This window comes from Bradyrhizobium sp. USDA 4473 (assembly GCF_054063335.1).
In genome coordinates this window covers 171,312-187,295 of the sequence record NZ_JBSSGE010000001.1, presented here as the reverse complement: position 1 = coordinate 187,295, position 15,984 = coordinate 171,312, and the positions used below count along the sequence as shown (strand labels likewise).

Sequence of the window (15,984 nt, the reverse complement as noted above, 5' to 3'; positions counted from 1 at the left end):
GCGGGAGAGACTTGTGAAGACAGCAATCACTGAACTGTTCGGCATCCAGCATCCGATCATCCAGGGTGGCATGCATTATGTCGGCTTTGCCGAGATGGCCGCCGCAGTGTCCAATGCCGGCGGCCTCGGCATCATCACCGGCCTGACCCAGCGGACGCCGGAGCTGCTGGCCAAGGAGATCGCGCGCTGCCGCGACATGACCGACAAGCCGATTGGCGTCAACCTCACCTTCCTGCCGAGCTTCACTGCGCCGCCCTATCCCGAATATATCGCCGCGATCCGCGAGGGCGGCGTCAAGGCGGTGGAGACCGCGGGCCGCAGCCCGGAGCAGTACATGCCGGCGCTGAAGGCGGCCGGCATCAAGGTGATCCACAAATGCACCTCGGTGCGGCATTCGCTGAAGGCCGAGAAGATCGGCTGCGACGCGGTCAGCGTCGACGGCTTCGAGTGCGGCGGCCATCCCGGCGAGGATGACATTCCGAACATGATCCTGCTGCCGCGCGCGGCGGACGAGCTGACAATCCCGTTCGTCGCCTCGGGCGGCATGGCGGATGCGCGCAGCCTCGTCGCCGCGCTGTCGATGGGCGCGTCCGGCATGAACATGGGAACGCGCTTCATCGCGACCAAGGAAGCGCCGGTCCATCCCAACGTGAAGCAGGCGCTGCTCGATGCCGACGAGCTTGATACCCGTCTGGTCATGCGCGCGCTGCGCAACACCGAGCGGGTGCTGAAGAACAAGGGCGTCGACGAGCTGCTCGAGATCGAGCGCGAGAAGGGCGCCAAGCTCAAGATCGAGGACATCCACGAGCAGGTCGCCGGCGTCTACCCGAAGGTGATGATCGAGGGCGATATGGATGCCGGCGCCTGGAGCTGCGGCATGGTGGTCGGCCTGATCCACGACATCCCGACGGTCAAGGAGCTGATCGACCGCATCATGACCGAGGCCGAAGCGATCATCCGGCAGCGGCTGACCGGCTTCCTCGATGGCAAGTTCGAGACCAGGCCGGCCCGCGCGGTCGCTTAAGGGAGATTGCCATGACCGAGCATGTTCAAATCGAAATCGCCGCCGGCGTCATGACGCTGACCTTGCGGCGGCCCGAGAAGAAGAACGCGTTGACCGGCGCCATGTATGACGCGATGTCGAACGCGCTGAAGCAGGCCGAGGCCGATCCGTCCGTCCGCGTGATCCTGTTCCAGGGCGATGGCGACAGTTTCACCGCGGGCAACGACCTCGCCGATTTCGCCAGCCAGGCGCGCGGCGAGAGCGCGGTCGACAGCCCGGCGCATCGCTTCATCGAGACCATCAGCAAGGTCGGCAAGCCGCTGGTCGCAGCAGTACAGGGCAATGCGGTCGGCGTCGGCACCACCATGCTGCTACATTGCGACCTGGTCTATCTCGCCGAGAATGCCCGGCTGATCACGCCGTTCGTCAATCTGGCGCTGGTGCCGGAGGCGGCATCGAGTTGGCTGCTACCCTTGCGGATCGGGCACGCGCGCGCCTATGCGATGTTCGCGCTCGGCGAGCCAATGGATGCACCGGGCGCGCTGGCATCCGGTCTCGCCAATGCCGTGGTGCCGCAGGCCGAGCTGCGCAAGAAAGCGCATGACGCCGCAGTCGCGCTGACCAGGCGGCCTGCGGGTTCGCTCAGCCTGACCAAGCAGCTGATGCGCGAGCAGCAGCGCATCGCGGCGCAGATCGCCGCGGAGAGTGCGCTGTTCAAGGAACGTCTGACGACACCCGAGGCGCGCGAGGCCTTTGCCGCCTTCGCCGAACGCCGCCAGCCTGATTTCACCAGGCTGTCGGCCTGACCGGCAGCGCCAGTCACGGATACATCGAGGGAGTGAAAGCATGCACGTCACCGGCAGCCATCAATACCCCACCATGGAGACCGTGATCTACGGCAAGCCGGCGGCCGAGGCGCTGCGCGAGGAGGCCGAACGGCTGGGCGCAAAGCGCGTCTATCTGATCGTGAGCCGGACGCTGAACACCACGACCGACGAGATCGAGAAGATCCGCAAAGGTCTCGGCGATCGTCATGCGGCGACCTTCGACGGCGTGCCGCAGCACACGACCAGGGACGTCGTGACGCAGATCGCGCGGCAGGCAGCGGAGGCCAAGGCCGACCTCGTCGTCGCGATCGGCGGCGGCTCGGTGGTCGATGCAGCGAAGATTGTCTTGATGTGCATCGAGCACGAGATCTTCGCGCCCGCAGGGCTCGACGGCTTCGAGACCACGCCGGATCGCCGCTTCGGATCGTTCCGCAACCCGAAAGTCCGCATGATCGCGATCCCGAGTACGCTCTCGGGCGGCGAGTACAATTCCGGCGCGCTGGTCACCGACACCAGCCGCAAGCTGAAGCAGATCTTCAACCATCCGATGATGATGCCGCGCAGCATCATCCTCGACCCCGCGATCACGAAGTACACGCCGGAGAAGCTCTGGCTCGGTTCCGGCACGCGCGCGATGGATCACGGCATCGAGGCGATCTGCTCGAGCCGTCCCAACGTGCTGGTCGATGCGGTGTGCCGGCAGGGGCTGAGCTACCTGTACGACGGCCTGCTGCGCACCAAGGAAAATCCCGGCGACGAGGCGGCGCGGCTGAGCTGTCAGCTCGGCTCCTGGCTGTCCGCCTTCGGATTGCAGTCGCGGGTGCCGATGGGCGCGAGCCACGCCATCGGCCACGTGCTCGGCGGCACCTGCGGCGTGCCGCATTATTTCTGCACGGCTGTCATGATGCCGAGCGTGCTGCGCTACAACCGCCCGGCGACCGAAGTGGCCCAGCAATCGATCGCCGCTGCGCTCGGTGCGCCCGGCCGCGACGCCGGCGAAGCGTTCGCGGCGTTCATCGCCGAGCTCGGCCTGCCGCGGCGGCTCGCCGATGTCGGCGTCGGCGAGGACCGCTTCGAGCTGATCGGCAAGAATGCGATGCTGTCGATCTTTACCCGTGCCAATCCGCAGCCGATCCGCGAGCCCGGTGACGTCGTGAAGATTCTGAAGCTGGCGGCCTGACGCAGCAGCACCCGGAGCAGCCACCATGGCCGCCTTGCGCATCTTCTCTTATCTGCCGAACCCGCGGGTGTGGAAGGCGACCATCGCGGCGCGGTTCTGCGGCGTCGACGTCGAGGTCAGGGGCGCATCCGGCAAGGAGTTGCGCGACTGGTTATGGGATTACGATGCCCGTCCGCTGGCTGAGCAGGAGCGCGCCGAGTTCGCCTCGCTGGCGCGGACCGGCCGGGTCGGGCTGACCGGCGCGCAGCTGTTCAAGACCGACGCGTTCATGGCAACGCAGCCGTTCGGCAACGTGCCGGCGGCGTTCGGCGCTGACGGCAAGGTCGGCATCTTCGAATCGAACAGCATCATGCGCGCGGTGGCGCGGCTTGGAGAAGCGAAGTTTCCGCTCTACGGGCATGACGCCTATGAGGCGTCGCGGATCGACAGCTTTCTCGATGTCAGCCTGGTATTCGCGCGGGACTCGCAGATCTATCTGCTGGCGCTGTCGGGCGGCACGGTCGATGCGGCGATTCATGCGCGCGCGAAGGATGCGTTCGCGATCTATGCCTCCGGGATCGAGCAGGCACTGTCGGCCCAGCGAGAGACGCTGGTCGGTGACGGAATTTCGATGGCCGACATCTGCTTTGCCGCCGAGCTCGCGTTGTTCATGAATGAGCATGCGCGGACCGAGCAACTGGGCAAGCAAGGCTTGGGGAAAATCCTGCATCCGGGCGTACGGGATGAATATCCGCTGACGTTCGCGCACTTTGCCCGGCTGGTCGACCACGCGCATTTCAGACCGGAGCTCAAGCCTTACGTCGAGAAGCTGCTGTCGAAGGCCGCCGCCTGACAGGCGTTGGCCGCAACGCGGAGGACTGATCGCATGACCGCGCCCGTCTGTCTGATATCCGGTGTCGGTCCCGGCACCGGATCGGCGCTCGCCCGGAGGTTCGCAGAGGGCGGCTATCGCGTCGCGCTGCTTGCCAGGAACGAGGAGCGTCTTGCTGCGCTCGCGCAGCAGCTACCCGGCGCCAGGGCCTATCGTTGCGATGTGTCCGATCCCGCGCAGGTCGAGACGGTCGCGTCTGCCGTGGAACGCGATCTCGGCAGCCCCGGCGTCGTGATCCACAACGCTGTCGGCGGCGCGTTCGGCACGTTCCGCGAGATCGATCCCGAAATTCTCAATCGCAACTTCCAGGTCAATACGATGGGCCTGCTGTACCTGGCGCGACGCTTTGCGCCGGCGATGATCGGCGCAGGCAAGGGCGCCATCGTCGCCACCGGCAACACCTCGGCGTTGCGCGGCAAGGCCGGCTTCGCGGGGTTCGCGCCGACCAAGGCGGCGCAGCGCATTCTCGCCGAAGCGATGGCGCGCGATTTGGGACCGCAGGGCGTCCACGTCGCGTATCTCGTGATCGATGCGGTGATCGATCTCGAGTGGACCCGGAAACGCTGGCCGGAGCGGCCGGACGATTTCTTCATCAAGCCCCGGGCGATCGCGGACGAGGTCTGGCACGTCGCCCATCAGGATCGCAGCGCGTGGTCGTTCAATGTCGAGATCAGGCCGTTCGGCGAGGCCTGGTAGGTGCGACGATCGCCAGCGAAAATTCAATTCATAAACGTTCAGGGGGAGTTCGATGGTGTTGAAGACATTTGTCATGTCCGTTGCGGCGCTCGCGGCGTTTGCCGCTGCTCCGGTCCGCGCCGAATCGCTGGGGGTTTCGGAGTCGGAAATCAAGGTCGGGGCGACATTCCCGTTCAGCGGTCCGGCATCCCCGCTCAGCAACACCGGCAGGGGCCTGATCGCCTATGTCCATTCCATCAATGACCGGGGCGGCATCAATGGCCGCAAGATCAACCTCATCACCTATGACGATGCCTATACGCCGCCCAAGGCGGTAGAGCAGACCCGCAAGCTGATCGAGAGTGACGAGGTGGCGTTCCTGTTCAGCCCGCTCGGCACGCCCGGGGTCGGGGCGACCATTAAATACGTCACCGCGAAGAAGGTGCCGCATCTGTTCGTGGTGAGCGGCGCCACCAAATTCGCCAACTTCAGCGAGTTTCCGCTGACCACCACCGGATTGCCGAGCTACAACACCGAAGGCAAGATCTACGCAAGGCACATCGCGCGGACGGCGCCCGATGCGAAGATCGCGATCCTCTACCAGAACGATGATCTCGGCCGCGATTTCGTCGCCGCGTTCAAGGAGGTGCTGAAAGGTGATTTCGAGACCAAGGTGGTGACCTCTCCCTATGAGGTCACCGAACCCACCATCGAATCCCGCGTGGTCACGCTGAAGGCGTCGGGCGCCCAGGCGTTCCTGATCGCCGGCACGCCGAAATTCGCGGCGCAGGCGATCAAGAAGGCGAACGAGATCGGCTGGTCGCCGCTCACCATCGTCAACTACGTGTCGAGTTCGATCTCTGCCACCATCGTGCCGGCGGGAGCCGACAAGGCAGTGGGCGTCGTCGTGGCGACCATCGCGAAGGATCCGAACGACAAGAAGTGGGCCGACGATCCCGGCATCAAATGGTATCGCGCCCATTTCGAGAAGTATCTTCCGGGCGCCGATATCGGCGACAGCAATTATCTGTTCGGCACCCAGCAGGGCCAGATCCTGGAGCAGGTGCTGAAGCAATGCGGCGACGACTTGTCGCGCGAGAACATCGTCAAGCAGGCGCGCAGCATCAAGGGGTTGGTGCTGCCGACCTTGATGCCGGGCATCACCGTCAACACCGGTCCCGACAACAGCATGGCGTACACGCAGTTGCAGTTGCAGCGCTGGACCGGAAGCTCATGGGAGCAGTTCGGCGGCGTGCTGAGCGCCGACACGAACTGAGCGCGTGCGGCGCAGCGCTCTAGCTTCTTTTGAGGGTGATCTTTTCGGAAACCCGCTTCGCACTTTGCGCTAACGCGACCCTCCCGGTCCGGATCATGCGCTAGTGCAGCCGTCGCGCGATCGGTTTCGCCAGCGCGCTGTGCCAATCCGATCGCGGCGGGCGGCTGTCGCTCGACCGCAGGCCGGCCAACAAGGCCGCGGTCTTCGGCTGAACCCGCGAGCCGTCGATCACCTCGAGCTGGCCGCAGCGGTTGAGCGTGTGCAGCTTGCGTCCGGTCCACAACGGCCCGGGCTTGAGCAGGTGTCGCACGGCCTGCCGGTACGTCGTCGGCGACAGTTCGAGCACTTCGGCAAGCCCGAGCGCCGTGCCGTAGCCGTTGCTGCAGTTCTGCACCGGCCGCCACAACCTGCCATTGACGGTCGCGAAGTTGCCGGCCGGCCGCGTGGTCGCGCGATCCATCAGGATCGGATTCGCCGCATGCGGCTGCCAGGGGCCGAACAAATGCTCGGCGTAGTAGATCGCCAGCGTGTCGGAATATCCGCCGGTGCCGTCGCGCCAGGCGCCGAACATGTAGTGCAGGCCGTTGTGCCGCGTGATGGTCACGTCAGCCAGTTCGAGCCCGGAGAGCAGCGTGGAGTGCCGTTCCCATTTGTCCGGAAAGCGGATGCACTTGTAGAGTGGAACGTCGCGATGCGCGGTGCTCTCCGGGATCATCCAGAGTTCGCCGTCGCTCTCGATCAGGAACGGGTAGGACAGATGCCACGGCTCTTCCAGCACGGGCAGCGGCTTGCCGACCGGGCCGTTGCCGTCGAATTCGACCGCGGAGATGATGCCCTTGCCGATCCGGTGCTCGAGGTCTTCGAAGAAGACGAAGGTCCGGCCCTGCCATTTCACCGGGAAGGGATCCGCATAGAAGCGGTTGCCGGGATCGCCGAGCACATTCCAGGACGGACCCGACAGATCGCCGGTGCGCCAGACATCCGCGTTCTCGGCGTAGCGCCAACCGACATGCCAGTGCGGCGCGTAGCAGCAGAGGCGATAGATTTCCTTTGTGATCGAGGTCGCCACCCCCCGCAGGACGAAGGGCGCGGGATTTGGCGCTGTGCCGCCGGTCGTCGGAGCGGCCAACTGCGGCACCAGCCGCGGCGCGCCCGACAGGATCGGCGGCAGCATCGATAGCGTCCGGGTCATCACCGTTTCCAGCCCGCCGCTCAGGCCGGCCGCGATTTCCGCCGAGGGATGGCCGCGGTCCATGACCGTGCCGTTGCGCTCGTCGACGATTTCGATCACCGGCAGATCGCCGCCGAGAATGGCCGCGAGCGCGGCATCTTCTCCGGCGCGCCCGTTGAACCGTGGACGGAGGTAGAGCCGGGCGGCGCAGTTCGGATCGCGCTCGGCCGCAGTGAAGTCGACCACCACGTCGGGATTGCCTGCGCGCGGCCGCTCCGGGATCGTCTTCAACCTGTCGGCGCCGCCGGCCTTGCCCTTGCGCAGAACGATGCGCTCCAGCTCGAACAATGCGTCGAGGCCCGCAGGGCGCGGGACCGCCGTCGTGATCCAGGCGATTTGAACGGGAATATCCTGATCGTTGACGCGCAGCGACTCTCGGCGCATCCAGAGCCGCGCCTGCTCACGATCGCAGCGAAACTCGATAATCATGGCCAGCCCAATCTAGTGCGCATCAGCTCCCACGGCATTGCCGAGAATGCGGACGTATTCCTCTATCATGGCATCCAACGAATAGCGCGACTTGAGGCCCACGGCGCTTTGCCGCAGCTGGTCGCTCAACAAACGGTCGGTCAGGACTTTCGACACGGCAGCCGCAAACTCGGCATCGTTCGCGGCATCAACGAACACAGCGGCAGGCTGTCCCTGATACGACAGCACCTCGCGCAGCACGGGAAGATCGTTGACGACGCAGGGAATGCCTGCGCTCGCGGCTTCCACTGCCGCAAGACCGAAGGTCTCGGCCTGCGAGGGGAAGACGAAGACGTCGAGGCAGGCCAGGAAATCGGCCATCTGGCGCGGCGGGATCTCACCGATGAAGTGCAGCCGGTCCGAGACATCAAGTTCATCGGCCAGCGCGCGCAGCCGGTCCCCATCCGCGCCCTGGCCGGCGAGGGCAAGGTGCCAGGACGGGTCGGCAGCCAGCAGGCGAATGGCCGCATCGAGCCGCTTGTGCGGATGCAACCTCGCGGCGCAGCCGAGCAGGATACGATCCGGCGGCAGCTCGAACCGCTGCCGCGCAATATCCTTTGGCAGGCTGTGCGACTTGTCGTCGAAGCCATGCGGGACGTGCTGCATCCGCGAGCGATAGCGCGCGGGATAGCGGGCGTATTCCCGCTCCATGTCGCGCGAATTCAGCGTGATGCACTGGAAGAAGCCGGTCGAGCCCATGATGATGTCGGCGGCGCGCACCGGCATGCTCATCGACAGCGCTGAGGAAACCTGGTTGGCGACGACCGGAGCGCGGCTGACCAGGCGCGATACGCCGCCGCCGATCACATTGCCGAAATGCTGAAAGGTCAGGACGGCGTCGGGCCTGATGCTCCTGAGATGACCGGCGAGCGTCCACAGCATGCGCAGCAGCGCCACCGGGTTTCCCGGACGGCTCGGCGCGCAATAATACGTGTTGGGCGGCTCATCGAACGAATCCGACTTGCGGAAGAAGAACAGGTTGGTGACGTGATAGCCGCGTGCGGTGAGGCCAGTACCGAGCAGCCGGGATATCTCCTGCGCGCCGGCGTTCTCGGCCTGGGTCTGCACCAGGACAACGCGCAGCTTCGGCTGGCTCTGGCTCGGCCGATCGCGCGATGCGCTCGATGCCTCGCGCAGGTCTGTGCTCAGTTCCGGACTCAGGTCTGTACTTGGCGTGTAATGGAGCACGGATTCCTCACCCGTCGAGGGAGCGGATTGGTCTCCCCCATTTTTGCGCGCGTATTTATCACGCGAAGCGTGCTCGTGCACCGAGTAGCGCGTGGTGAGGTTACTGCTCATTTAGTGCGATCAGACATTGCCAGCAATCGAGAGCCATTGTTTCACACACAGAGTACAGCCGGCTCGTTAACTAATTGGTTACGGCCGCGCAGGGAGAGGGTAACCGCAGGTTAACCATAGATATTACCTCGGACCGGGTGGCTCATGCCGATCTCGTCATCCTGGCTCGCGAGGGCGCGGCCAACGCGGCCGCGATCGGCAAGGCACGGGCCGATCTGGCGAGGTTTGGTTCTGTTCCCACCGCGCTTGTCGTCAATCGTGTGGTGGACAATGCCGCCGTTCGCGGTCCTCAGGGCAAAGCCCTGGGCTTCGCAAGCTGAAGGCGGTTTGGGGAAGTCTAGTCGTTGCTATCCGCAACGCGGACCGTGTAGGTGCCAGCCTTCGACGACGACAGTTGCGACAGCACCAGAACGGACGGGTCGACGCCGGTCCGCCGGCGGCACAGCACATTGAGCGCGATGGTCACGAGCACCAGGGAAACTGTCGCCGAGATCGCCGCACCGAGCACGCCGAGCCAGGGGATCAGCACGACAAATCCCACCAGCCGCAACGCCACGTTGGCAGCGACGACCGGAACATAATCGCTCTCATGCCCCGTCAACTGAAGAACCGCGGCCGACGGCCCGCCTGCCGCCTGGAACGCCGTTCCGATTGCGAGCACGATCAACACCCACTGCTGCGCAGCGAAGTGCGGTCCGAACAGGCCGAGAAGGTAGGGAGCGCCAACCCAGGCGATGACGAGCCCGCTGAAAACGCAGAGCGCGGTGACCTCGGCCATCAGCTTCAGCGTATGCTCGAGCTCACGGTGATTCTTGCTGAAATACAGCGAGGGAAGCCGACGCGCGCCGAATGTGTAGAGCGCAGCCGAGAGCATCGCGAAGATGTTCGCCAGGCGCGAAGCGGCGAAATAGATGCCAGCGGTTGCCGGATCCAGCATCCAGTAGACCAGGATGACGTCGAAATACTGGTTTGCCGCTTCGAGAATGGATGCGAGCCAGAAGCGAAACGCACTCCGGTTCCAGCGTGAACTCTCGAAGCGGGCCGTGACCGAACGCAGGTTCGGCAGCACGCGTACGATCGACACGATCTGCACGATCAGTCCCACGGCCATTGCTGCCGTCATCGCGGCGAACAGTTCGGCTGGAGTGAGCTGCCGGTGACCGAACAGCGCCGCAATCAGGACCAGGACAACGGCAACGCGCCAGAAGAATTCCCGATTGCCTTCGCCCATCAGGATGCTGACCAGGGATCGCGCGATCTGGCTGCCGAGCATCAGCCCGGCATTGACGGCGGTGAACGCCGAGATCGAGAGGATCAGCAGCCACCATTCGCCGCGAATGCTTGCTACGGCTGCGATCGCCACGATCGAAATCAGCATCCCGATCGCGGAGTTCTTCAAGCTCGACAGCAGCACGCCCTTGGTGAACGCGGCCTGACCGCGGACCTCGTATTCATTGAGGAAGCGAACCAGAAGCAGCTCTTGGCCGACCAGGCCCACCACCGAAGCGATCTGGGCGACAGAGAGCAAGGTCGCAAAGCTGCCAAACGCGTCGGGCGTCATCGCCCGCGCGGCCAGCGAGAACAACGCGAACGCAAGTCCGCCGCTGCCAACCTTGAGCAGGATGGTCCCGGCAACGCCGCGCGTGACGTCGCGCCGCAACAATTGGAGAACGGAAGCAATCACCAGAGAGTTCTCAATATCCAGACAGGCCGTTGACCGTAGCAATCGGTGAAGTCAGGAGTGTTAACGTTTTCTTGCTAAAATTCCGTTCCCTCCGGCTGGTCTGCGGGTGCCGCGTAGCTGCGAACCTGGTAGCTGCGAACCTGACCGATACGATACTGCTCCATTCTGGAACGCTGCTGACCGCGCTGTCTCCAAACGGCGCAGATCGGTTTTTTCTCCGGCGCTCGGTCCAGCGGCACGGATCGCGCCGGCCGACGCCAGGTTTGTGCAGCAAAAGCATTCGTCGAAGCTCCACGGCCCTGCAATTGCCCCGCGATTCTGCTGCGGAGCCTCAAAGGATCAGTTTCATCACCGCTCCCGGTGCAAGCGATGTGCCGAAAGCCTGCCGATCGCGCTTCGGTCGCTCTCGTTAACCTCAACGATCGAAGGCGTCCGGTTCGTTCGACAAGGCAGCCAGGGCAGGCAAGGAAATTGCAGTTCTGCGGCCAATTCGCCGTGGGAGCGGACATTATGATTGCTGAGGCTGACATCGTCGAAACGGACGTCGCCATTGTGGGCGCCGGTTTGGCAGGCTCGCTCGCGAGAGCCGTCCTCGCCCGAGCCGGCTACCGGGTCGTCCTGATCGACAAGCGCTCGATCCCGCCGGATGAATTCCGTGTCGAGAAGATCGCGGGACGGCAGGTCGATATCTTCCGTCGCCTGGGCTTCATCGACGACGTCGAGGAGGTCGCCTCGCCATACGACCGGGTGCTCAACATCCGGGGCGGCAGACTGGTCGATATCGGTGTCGGCCGGTCCTACGGGGTTTCCTATGCCGACCTCGTCAACATGGCCCGCAGCCTGACGCCTGATGCGTCGACCTTTCTGCTCGACCAGGTCACCAATGTCAGCTGCAGCGCGGACCGCCAGCAGCTGACGCTGGCCTCCGGCAAGCGCGTCGTCTCTCGGCTGGTCATTCTGGCCACCGGCATGGCGAGCGCACTCGGCTACAATCTCGGAATGCGCCGGCAGGTGATCGCCGCGCGCCACTCGGTGACGTTCGGATTCATGATCGCGCGGCCGGATCATGCTCCGTTCGGCTTCGACGCGCTGACCTGCTACGGCAAGGAGGCGGCCGACGGCGTCGACTATCTCAGCCTGTTTCCGATGTCAGGCGGCATGCGGGCGAACCTGTTCATGTTCCGCGATCCGACCGACCCGATCATGCGCGAATTGCGTCGCGACACCAGGAGAACGCTGCTCCGTCTGATGCCGGGTCTGGAGCGCTACCTCGGTGATTTCCAGATCGTCGGCCAGGTGCAGAATTGGGTCATGGACCTGTCCGTGACCGAGGGCCATCTGCAACCGGGCGTCGTGCTGATCGGCGATGCGTTCCAGACCAACTGTCCGGCCGCCGGTACCGGCGTGAGCCGCCTGCTGGTGGATGTCGAGCGTCTTTGCACCGAATATGTTCCGCGCTGGCTCGAGACCGACGGCATGGGCACGGAGAAGATCGCGCAGTTCTACGCCGATCGGGACAAGCTCGCCGCCGACCGCCACTCACTGCAATCGGCACGCTTCCGCCAGGCCCTGACCTCCAGCACCGACGTGCGATGGGCCATGCAGCGGAAGCTGCACTTCCTGCGCCGCATGATCACGCATCGGGTGGACCGGATTTATCCGGGATGGGTCATGCGCGTCCGCGGTGCGCTTCGCTAGGCGACGACAAAGTCCGTCTCAGCGGCTTACCGCGTGCCGGTCGAGGTACGGATCGGCCTGATGTCGGCCATCCGCTTGGCGGCCTGCTTGATCCAGGGCGCCTGCTTGAGGGTAAACAACGCAAGCGAGCCGGCCGCGCTGCCGGCTTGCGTCACGACCGACATCGGTGTGGGTTGTCCCCCGAACTGCTTCTTGTAAGGTTCGTCACCGATGGTGAAATCGAGCACGCGATCGCCGCGCTCGATGCAATCCCGGGCGACCCGTTCGAACATCAGCGCGCCGATCGACTGGCTCTTATACCCCTCGATGTCGAACGCCGTCATCACGACGAGGAGGCTGTCGCGGTGGGTCAGCCCGAGGGCGGCGGCGACGACGTTGCCGTCCATCTTCATGGCATAGAGCCGGGTGAACGAGCCCATGCCGCGGAGCGCGACGTCGGAGTAGAAGTCGAAATATTCCGGACGCTGCAGCAGGTCGCCGTCACCCTGTTCGTGAAACCGCGGACCGCGGAACCTGCGCATCGTCTCCATCGCTTCGCCGACGGAAGCGCTGTCGTCGCAGCATGCGAAGGTGAGCGTCCCCTTCTTCTGGATCTGGCGCCATTTCTTCGCCAGCTCCTTCAGGTAGGACTTCCCGAGCGCGTTGATCTGCCATTGCTCGAACGGCGGGACCAGCACCGTCGCATAGGCGTTGGTGTCCATCAGGCTGCGGTGAGGTGCCCCGAGCAAATTCTCGATCGGCATCCTTGCATCGAGCAGTTTGGGTACGCGCAGCAGATCGAACGGCCGCACCAGCTGTCGAATCCGCTCGCAGGCCGCCTGATCCTGCAACAGCTCGGCAAATGTCGCGGTGCTGCAGACCGGAGACAAATAATCGGACACGCGAAGATCGGCGAATTCGATCGTGCGCATCGGCCCGCGCCGTATCCGCAGCATCGGCAGCACGGCTGCGAGTGCCTTGCTTGCGCGACGACGGACGACGACGACCAGTGGCTTCGCCGCGGCCGGAGCAGCGAGCTTGCGATAAAGGCTGTCCAGCCACAGCGGATGCTGGAAGGCGGTCGCGTCCGACCCTTCAAACAATTCCGCATATTCTTCGGATAAGAAGTCGAATGCGTCGTCGATGCTGACATCGAACGCGTCATCATTCTTATTCATGTGAGACCAAACAAAACGAAAGTTTTCAAAGCGCCGATCAAGCCGACGCGGCGTTGTTATAGCAAAGGCCGATCGGCTCGGGCAGCGGCAGAATATGATTTGTATTAATGTAATTCATCGACCTTTGCATAGTGTTGCTGGTCGAGCGTCCCTTGGCTAGATCAGTCGCGAACGCTGCCGTCCTGCCGCCGCGCGAGCATCGTTAACAATCTACTTACGGTTCGAGCCGAATCCGGGTGCGACGAGATATCACGCGTGGTCTGGACCGGATATTGCAGTTGAGGGCAAGTAAGTTCTGGAGCCCCGCTGAAATGCTGAGTCACTGCCAAAAAGCCCGTGTTTCCTATGCAATTTCGTCCTCGCAGACCGATCGCGAGTGGCCTCGGCGTCTCAATTCGGACATGGCTGCTCCGCCTGTCCGGATTTGCAACACTTCGCGTGGCGAGCCTGTGTCCGCCGCGAGCGCGCCGGGATCGTCGATGCCCGACGGGGCAACCGGCATGCCAGAGCGTCGCGTCAATCCGATCGGCAGGGCTGCGACCGCCGGCGTTCCGCGGGAAACCATCGGCGGGCTGCGGCTCGCCGTGCTCGATCGCGAGCAGACCGCCGACTTCATGGTCGAGGCGGTGCATCCGAACAGACGGGTCAATCGCCCGCTGTATTTGACCTCGGCCAATGGCGAGGTGCTGTCGCGCTGCTCGACCGAGCCGATGACCGATCGGCTGTTCCGCGCCGCCGACCTCATCAACGCCGACGGGCAGCCGCTCGTCATGGTGTCCAGACTGCGCTCGTCGAAGCCGCTTCCCGAGCGCGTCGCGACCACGGATTTGTTCCATGACGTCGCATGCAGAGCGGAGAAACTCGGGCTGACGTTCTACCTGTTCGGCGCCAACGAGGCCGAGAACAAGGCGGCCATTGCCAATGTCCGCCGCGCGTATCCGGGGCTCAAGATCGTCGGACATTCGCACGGCTATCTGCGCGGCGATGCGCTGCGGGACAAGGTCGACGAGATCAACGCCCTGGCGCCGGATTTCCTCTGGGTCGCGCTCGGCGTGCCCTATGAGCAGGCCTTCGTCGACGAATTCATGCCGCGGCTCGGCAACGTCGGCGTCATCAAGACTTCGGGCGGATTGTTCAACTTCCTGTCCGGCTCGCGGCCGCGCGCGCCGAGATGGATGCAGATCGTCGGCCTCGAATGGGCCTGGCGGGTTTGGCTCGAGCCGCGCCGGCTGTTCTGGCGTTACCTAACGACCAATCCGCACGCGCTCTATCTGCTGTTCAACCGGACCCGGTCGTCGTCCCCCAAAGACTGAAGTCCGCGCGACGGCGGCGGCCTCAGGACCGACTGGCGTCCTTGACGACGCGATTGTCGCGCGCCACCAGGACTCCGCCCTTGTAGACGGAACGCCCGGAGGGCCGCGCGACCACGGCCTCCTGGATGTGCACGGCGTTCAAGGTGACGAAATCCGCTTTCGCGCCGACATGGAGGCCGTAGCCGTCAAGTCGCAGCGCCTTGGCACCGGCCGCGGTGACCATGTCGAACGCGATCGCGAGCTCCTCGTCGGTGTAGAAGCCCGAGCGGTATCCGATCATCATGGCGCGGCCCAGCATGTCGCCATCGCCATAGGGCCACCAGGAGTCGCGGATGTTGTCGTTGCCGCTGAACACCGTGACGCCGGCTTTCCTGAGCGTGGCGACAGGCGGGAACGGCCGCGCCCCCGGCGCATTGGTCATGATCGCGACGCCCGAGCGCGCCAGGCTGTCGGCGGTCTTCTTCAGCGCATCGGCAGGGATATCGCCGAGCCCGTAGGCGTGGCTGACCGTGACGCGGCCCTCCATGCCGAGCGCGCGCGTCCGCGCCGCGATCTGCTCGACCTCGAAGGCGCCGAGCATGCCGCCATCATGGAGATGGATGTCGACATCGACGCCGTGCTTCTGCGCGACGCCGAACACGACGTCGAGATGCCCTTCGACATTGCGGTCGAAGCTCGCGGGATCGAGGCCGCCGACGGCATTGGCGCCGAGCTTGACGGCCTCGTCGAGCAATTGCGGCGTGCCGGGACTGCTGAGGATGCCGCTCTGCGGAAACGCGACGAGCTGGATATCGATCAGACGGCGGTAGTCGTCGCGCACCTTGAGGATGGTCTCGAGCGATTTCAGGCCCACCGAGCCGTCGACCATGACGTGGCTGCGCATCTGCGTCGAGCCATGCCCGATGCAGAGATCGAGCTGGTTCCGCGCCCGCACGTCCATCGGGGCAGCGGCCGCGAGGTTCTCGGCCTGGAACGCAACCCGTTCGTGAACGTCGAATCCATTGGTGCAGGGGCGGTGCGGCCGCCAGGTATCTCCGTAGAAGCTGGTGTCGAGATGGATGTGACCCTCGACGAAGCCGGGTACGACCAGCGCATTGCCGAGATCGACGATGTCGACCCCGGACGGGCGCGCGGCGTTCGCTTCGATCGCAGCGATGCGGCCGTCACGAACCAGCATATCGCGGCGCATGCCGTCACCGAGCCTGGCATTGATGAAGAGCTTGTCAGCCGGCATCGGATCTGTCCTCCCGCTGATTGTGTCACATGCAGATCGCGCGGCGTGCCATGCCTCAACTCGACCAT

The 15,984-nt window shown here is 64.5% G+C and carries 14 protein-coding genes; 9 read left to right on the top strand and 5 right to left on the bottom strand.

What is annotated here, in order from left to right; all coding sequences use genetic code 11:
- Positions 1-13: 13 nt before the first annotated feature.
- The 6 genes from ACVW17_RS00855 to ACVW17_RS00830 are packed head-to-tail and all read left to right on the top strand — an operon-like array spanning position 14 to position 5,832.
- Positions 14-1,024 (top strand): NAD(P)H-dependent flavin oxidoreductase, encoded by a 1,011-nt coding sequence (locus tag ACVW17_RS00855; protein WP_456750039.1) that lies wholly within the window; start codon positions 14-16, stop codon positions 1,022-1,024.
- An 11-nt stretch (positions 1,025-1,035) separates the two neighbouring features.
- Positions 1,036-1,809: an enoyl-CoA hydratase-related protein gene (locus ACVW17_RS00850; protein ID WP_456750038.1), complete on the top strand. Its 774-nt coding sequence runs from the start codon at positions 1,036-1,038 to the stop codon at positions 1,807-1,809.
- 40 nt (positions 1,810-1,849) lie between these two features.
- Positions 1,850-3,010: an iron-containing alcohol dehydrogenase gene (locus ACVW17_RS00845; protein WP_456750037.1), complete on the top strand. Its 1,161-nt coding sequence runs from the start codon at positions 1,850-1,852 to the stop codon at positions 3,008-3,010.
- 25 nt (positions 3,011-3,035) lie between these two features.
- A complete protein-coding gene (locus ACVW17_RS00840; RefSeq protein ID WP_456750036.1) occupies positions 3,036-3,842 on the top strand; it encodes a glutathione S-transferase in 807 nt (268 codons plus the stop codon).
- Between the two features lie 33 nt (positions 3,843-3,875).
- A complete protein-coding gene (locus tag ACVW17_RS00835) occupies positions 3,876-4,577 on the top strand; it encodes an SDR family NAD(P)-dependent oxidoreductase (RefSeq protein WP_456750035.1) in 702 nt (233 codons plus the stop codon).
- Positions 4,578-4,629: 52 nt separating this feature from the next.
- Complete coding sequence (locus tag ACVW17_RS00830; protein ID WP_456750034.1) at positions 4,630-5,832, top strand: ABC transporter substrate-binding protein; 1,203 nt, start codon at positions 4,630-4,632, stop codon at positions 5,830-5,832.
- Between the two features lie 100 nt (positions 5,833-5,932).
- Here the strand turns inward: ACVW17_RS00830 and ACVW17_RS00825 are convergent, their stop codons facing one another.
- Positions 5,933-7,492 carry a glucosamine inositolphosphorylceramide transferase family protein gene (locus ACVW17_RS00825; protein ID WP_456750033.1) on the bottom strand — a complete coding sequence of 520 codons (1,560 nt, stop codon included), beginning with the start codon at positions 7,490-7,492 and terminating at the stop codon, positions 5,933-5,935.
- A 12-nt stretch (positions 7,493-7,504) separates the two neighbouring features.
- On the bottom strand, positions 7,505-8,830 hold the full coding sequence (locus ACVW17_RS00820) for a glycosyltransferase family 4 protein (protein ID WP_456750032.1): 1,326 nt from the start codon (positions 8,828-8,830) through the stop codon (positions 7,505-7,507).
- 74 nt (positions 8,831-8,904) lie between these two features.
- Between ACVW17_RS00820 and ACVW17_RS00815 the strand changes: the two genes are divergently transcribed.
- Entirely contained in the window at positions 8,905-9,150 is a 246-nt protein-coding gene (locus tag ACVW17_RS00815; protein ID WP_456750031.1) for a hypothetical protein, read from the top strand.
- A 17-nt stretch (positions 9,151-9,167) separates the two neighbouring features.
- Here ACVW17_RS00815 and ACVW17_RS00810 read toward each other — a convergent pair whose 3' ends face one another.
- On the bottom strand, positions 9,168-10,514 hold the full coding sequence (locus tag ACVW17_RS00810; RefSeq protein WP_456750030.1) for a lipopolysaccharide biosynthesis protein: 1,347 nt from the start codon (positions 10,512-10,514) through the stop codon (positions 9,168-9,170).
- 510 nt (positions 10,515-11,024) lie between these two features.
- Between ACVW17_RS00810 and ACVW17_RS00805 the strand changes: the two genes are divergently transcribed.
- Positions 11,025-12,212: an FAD-dependent monooxygenase gene (locus ACVW17_RS00805; RefSeq protein ID WP_456750029.1), complete on the top strand. Its 1,188-nt coding sequence runs from the start codon at positions 11,025-11,027 to the stop codon at positions 12,210-12,212.
- Between the two features lie 26 nt (positions 12,213-12,238).
- On the opposite strand, the gene ACVW17_RS00800 is transcribed toward ACVW17_RS00805, so the two are convergent.
- On the bottom strand, positions 12,239-13,369 hold the full coding sequence (locus ACVW17_RS00800; protein WP_456750028.1) for a GNAT family N-acetyltransferase: 1,131 nt from the start codon (positions 13,367-13,369) through the stop codon (positions 12,239-12,241).
- 500 nt (positions 13,370-13,869) lie between these two features.
- Between ACVW17_RS00800 and ACVW17_RS00795 the strand changes: the two genes are divergently transcribed.
- Positions 13,870-14,682 carry a WecB/TagA/CpsF family glycosyltransferase gene (locus ACVW17_RS00795; RefSeq protein ID WP_456750027.1) on the top strand — a complete coding sequence of 271 codons (813 nt, stop codon included), beginning with the start codon at positions 13,870-13,872 and terminating at the stop codon, positions 14,680-14,682.
- Positions 14,683-14,704: 22 nt separating this feature from the next.
- On the opposite strand, the gene ACVW17_RS00790 is transcribed toward ACVW17_RS00795, so the two are convergent.
- On the bottom strand, positions 14,705-15,916 hold the full coding sequence (locus tag ACVW17_RS00790) for an amidohydrolase family protein (RefSeq protein ID WP_456796683.1): 1,212 nt from the start codon (positions 15,914-15,916) through the stop codon (positions 14,705-14,707).
- Positions 15,917-15,984 lie beyond the last annotated feature (68 nt).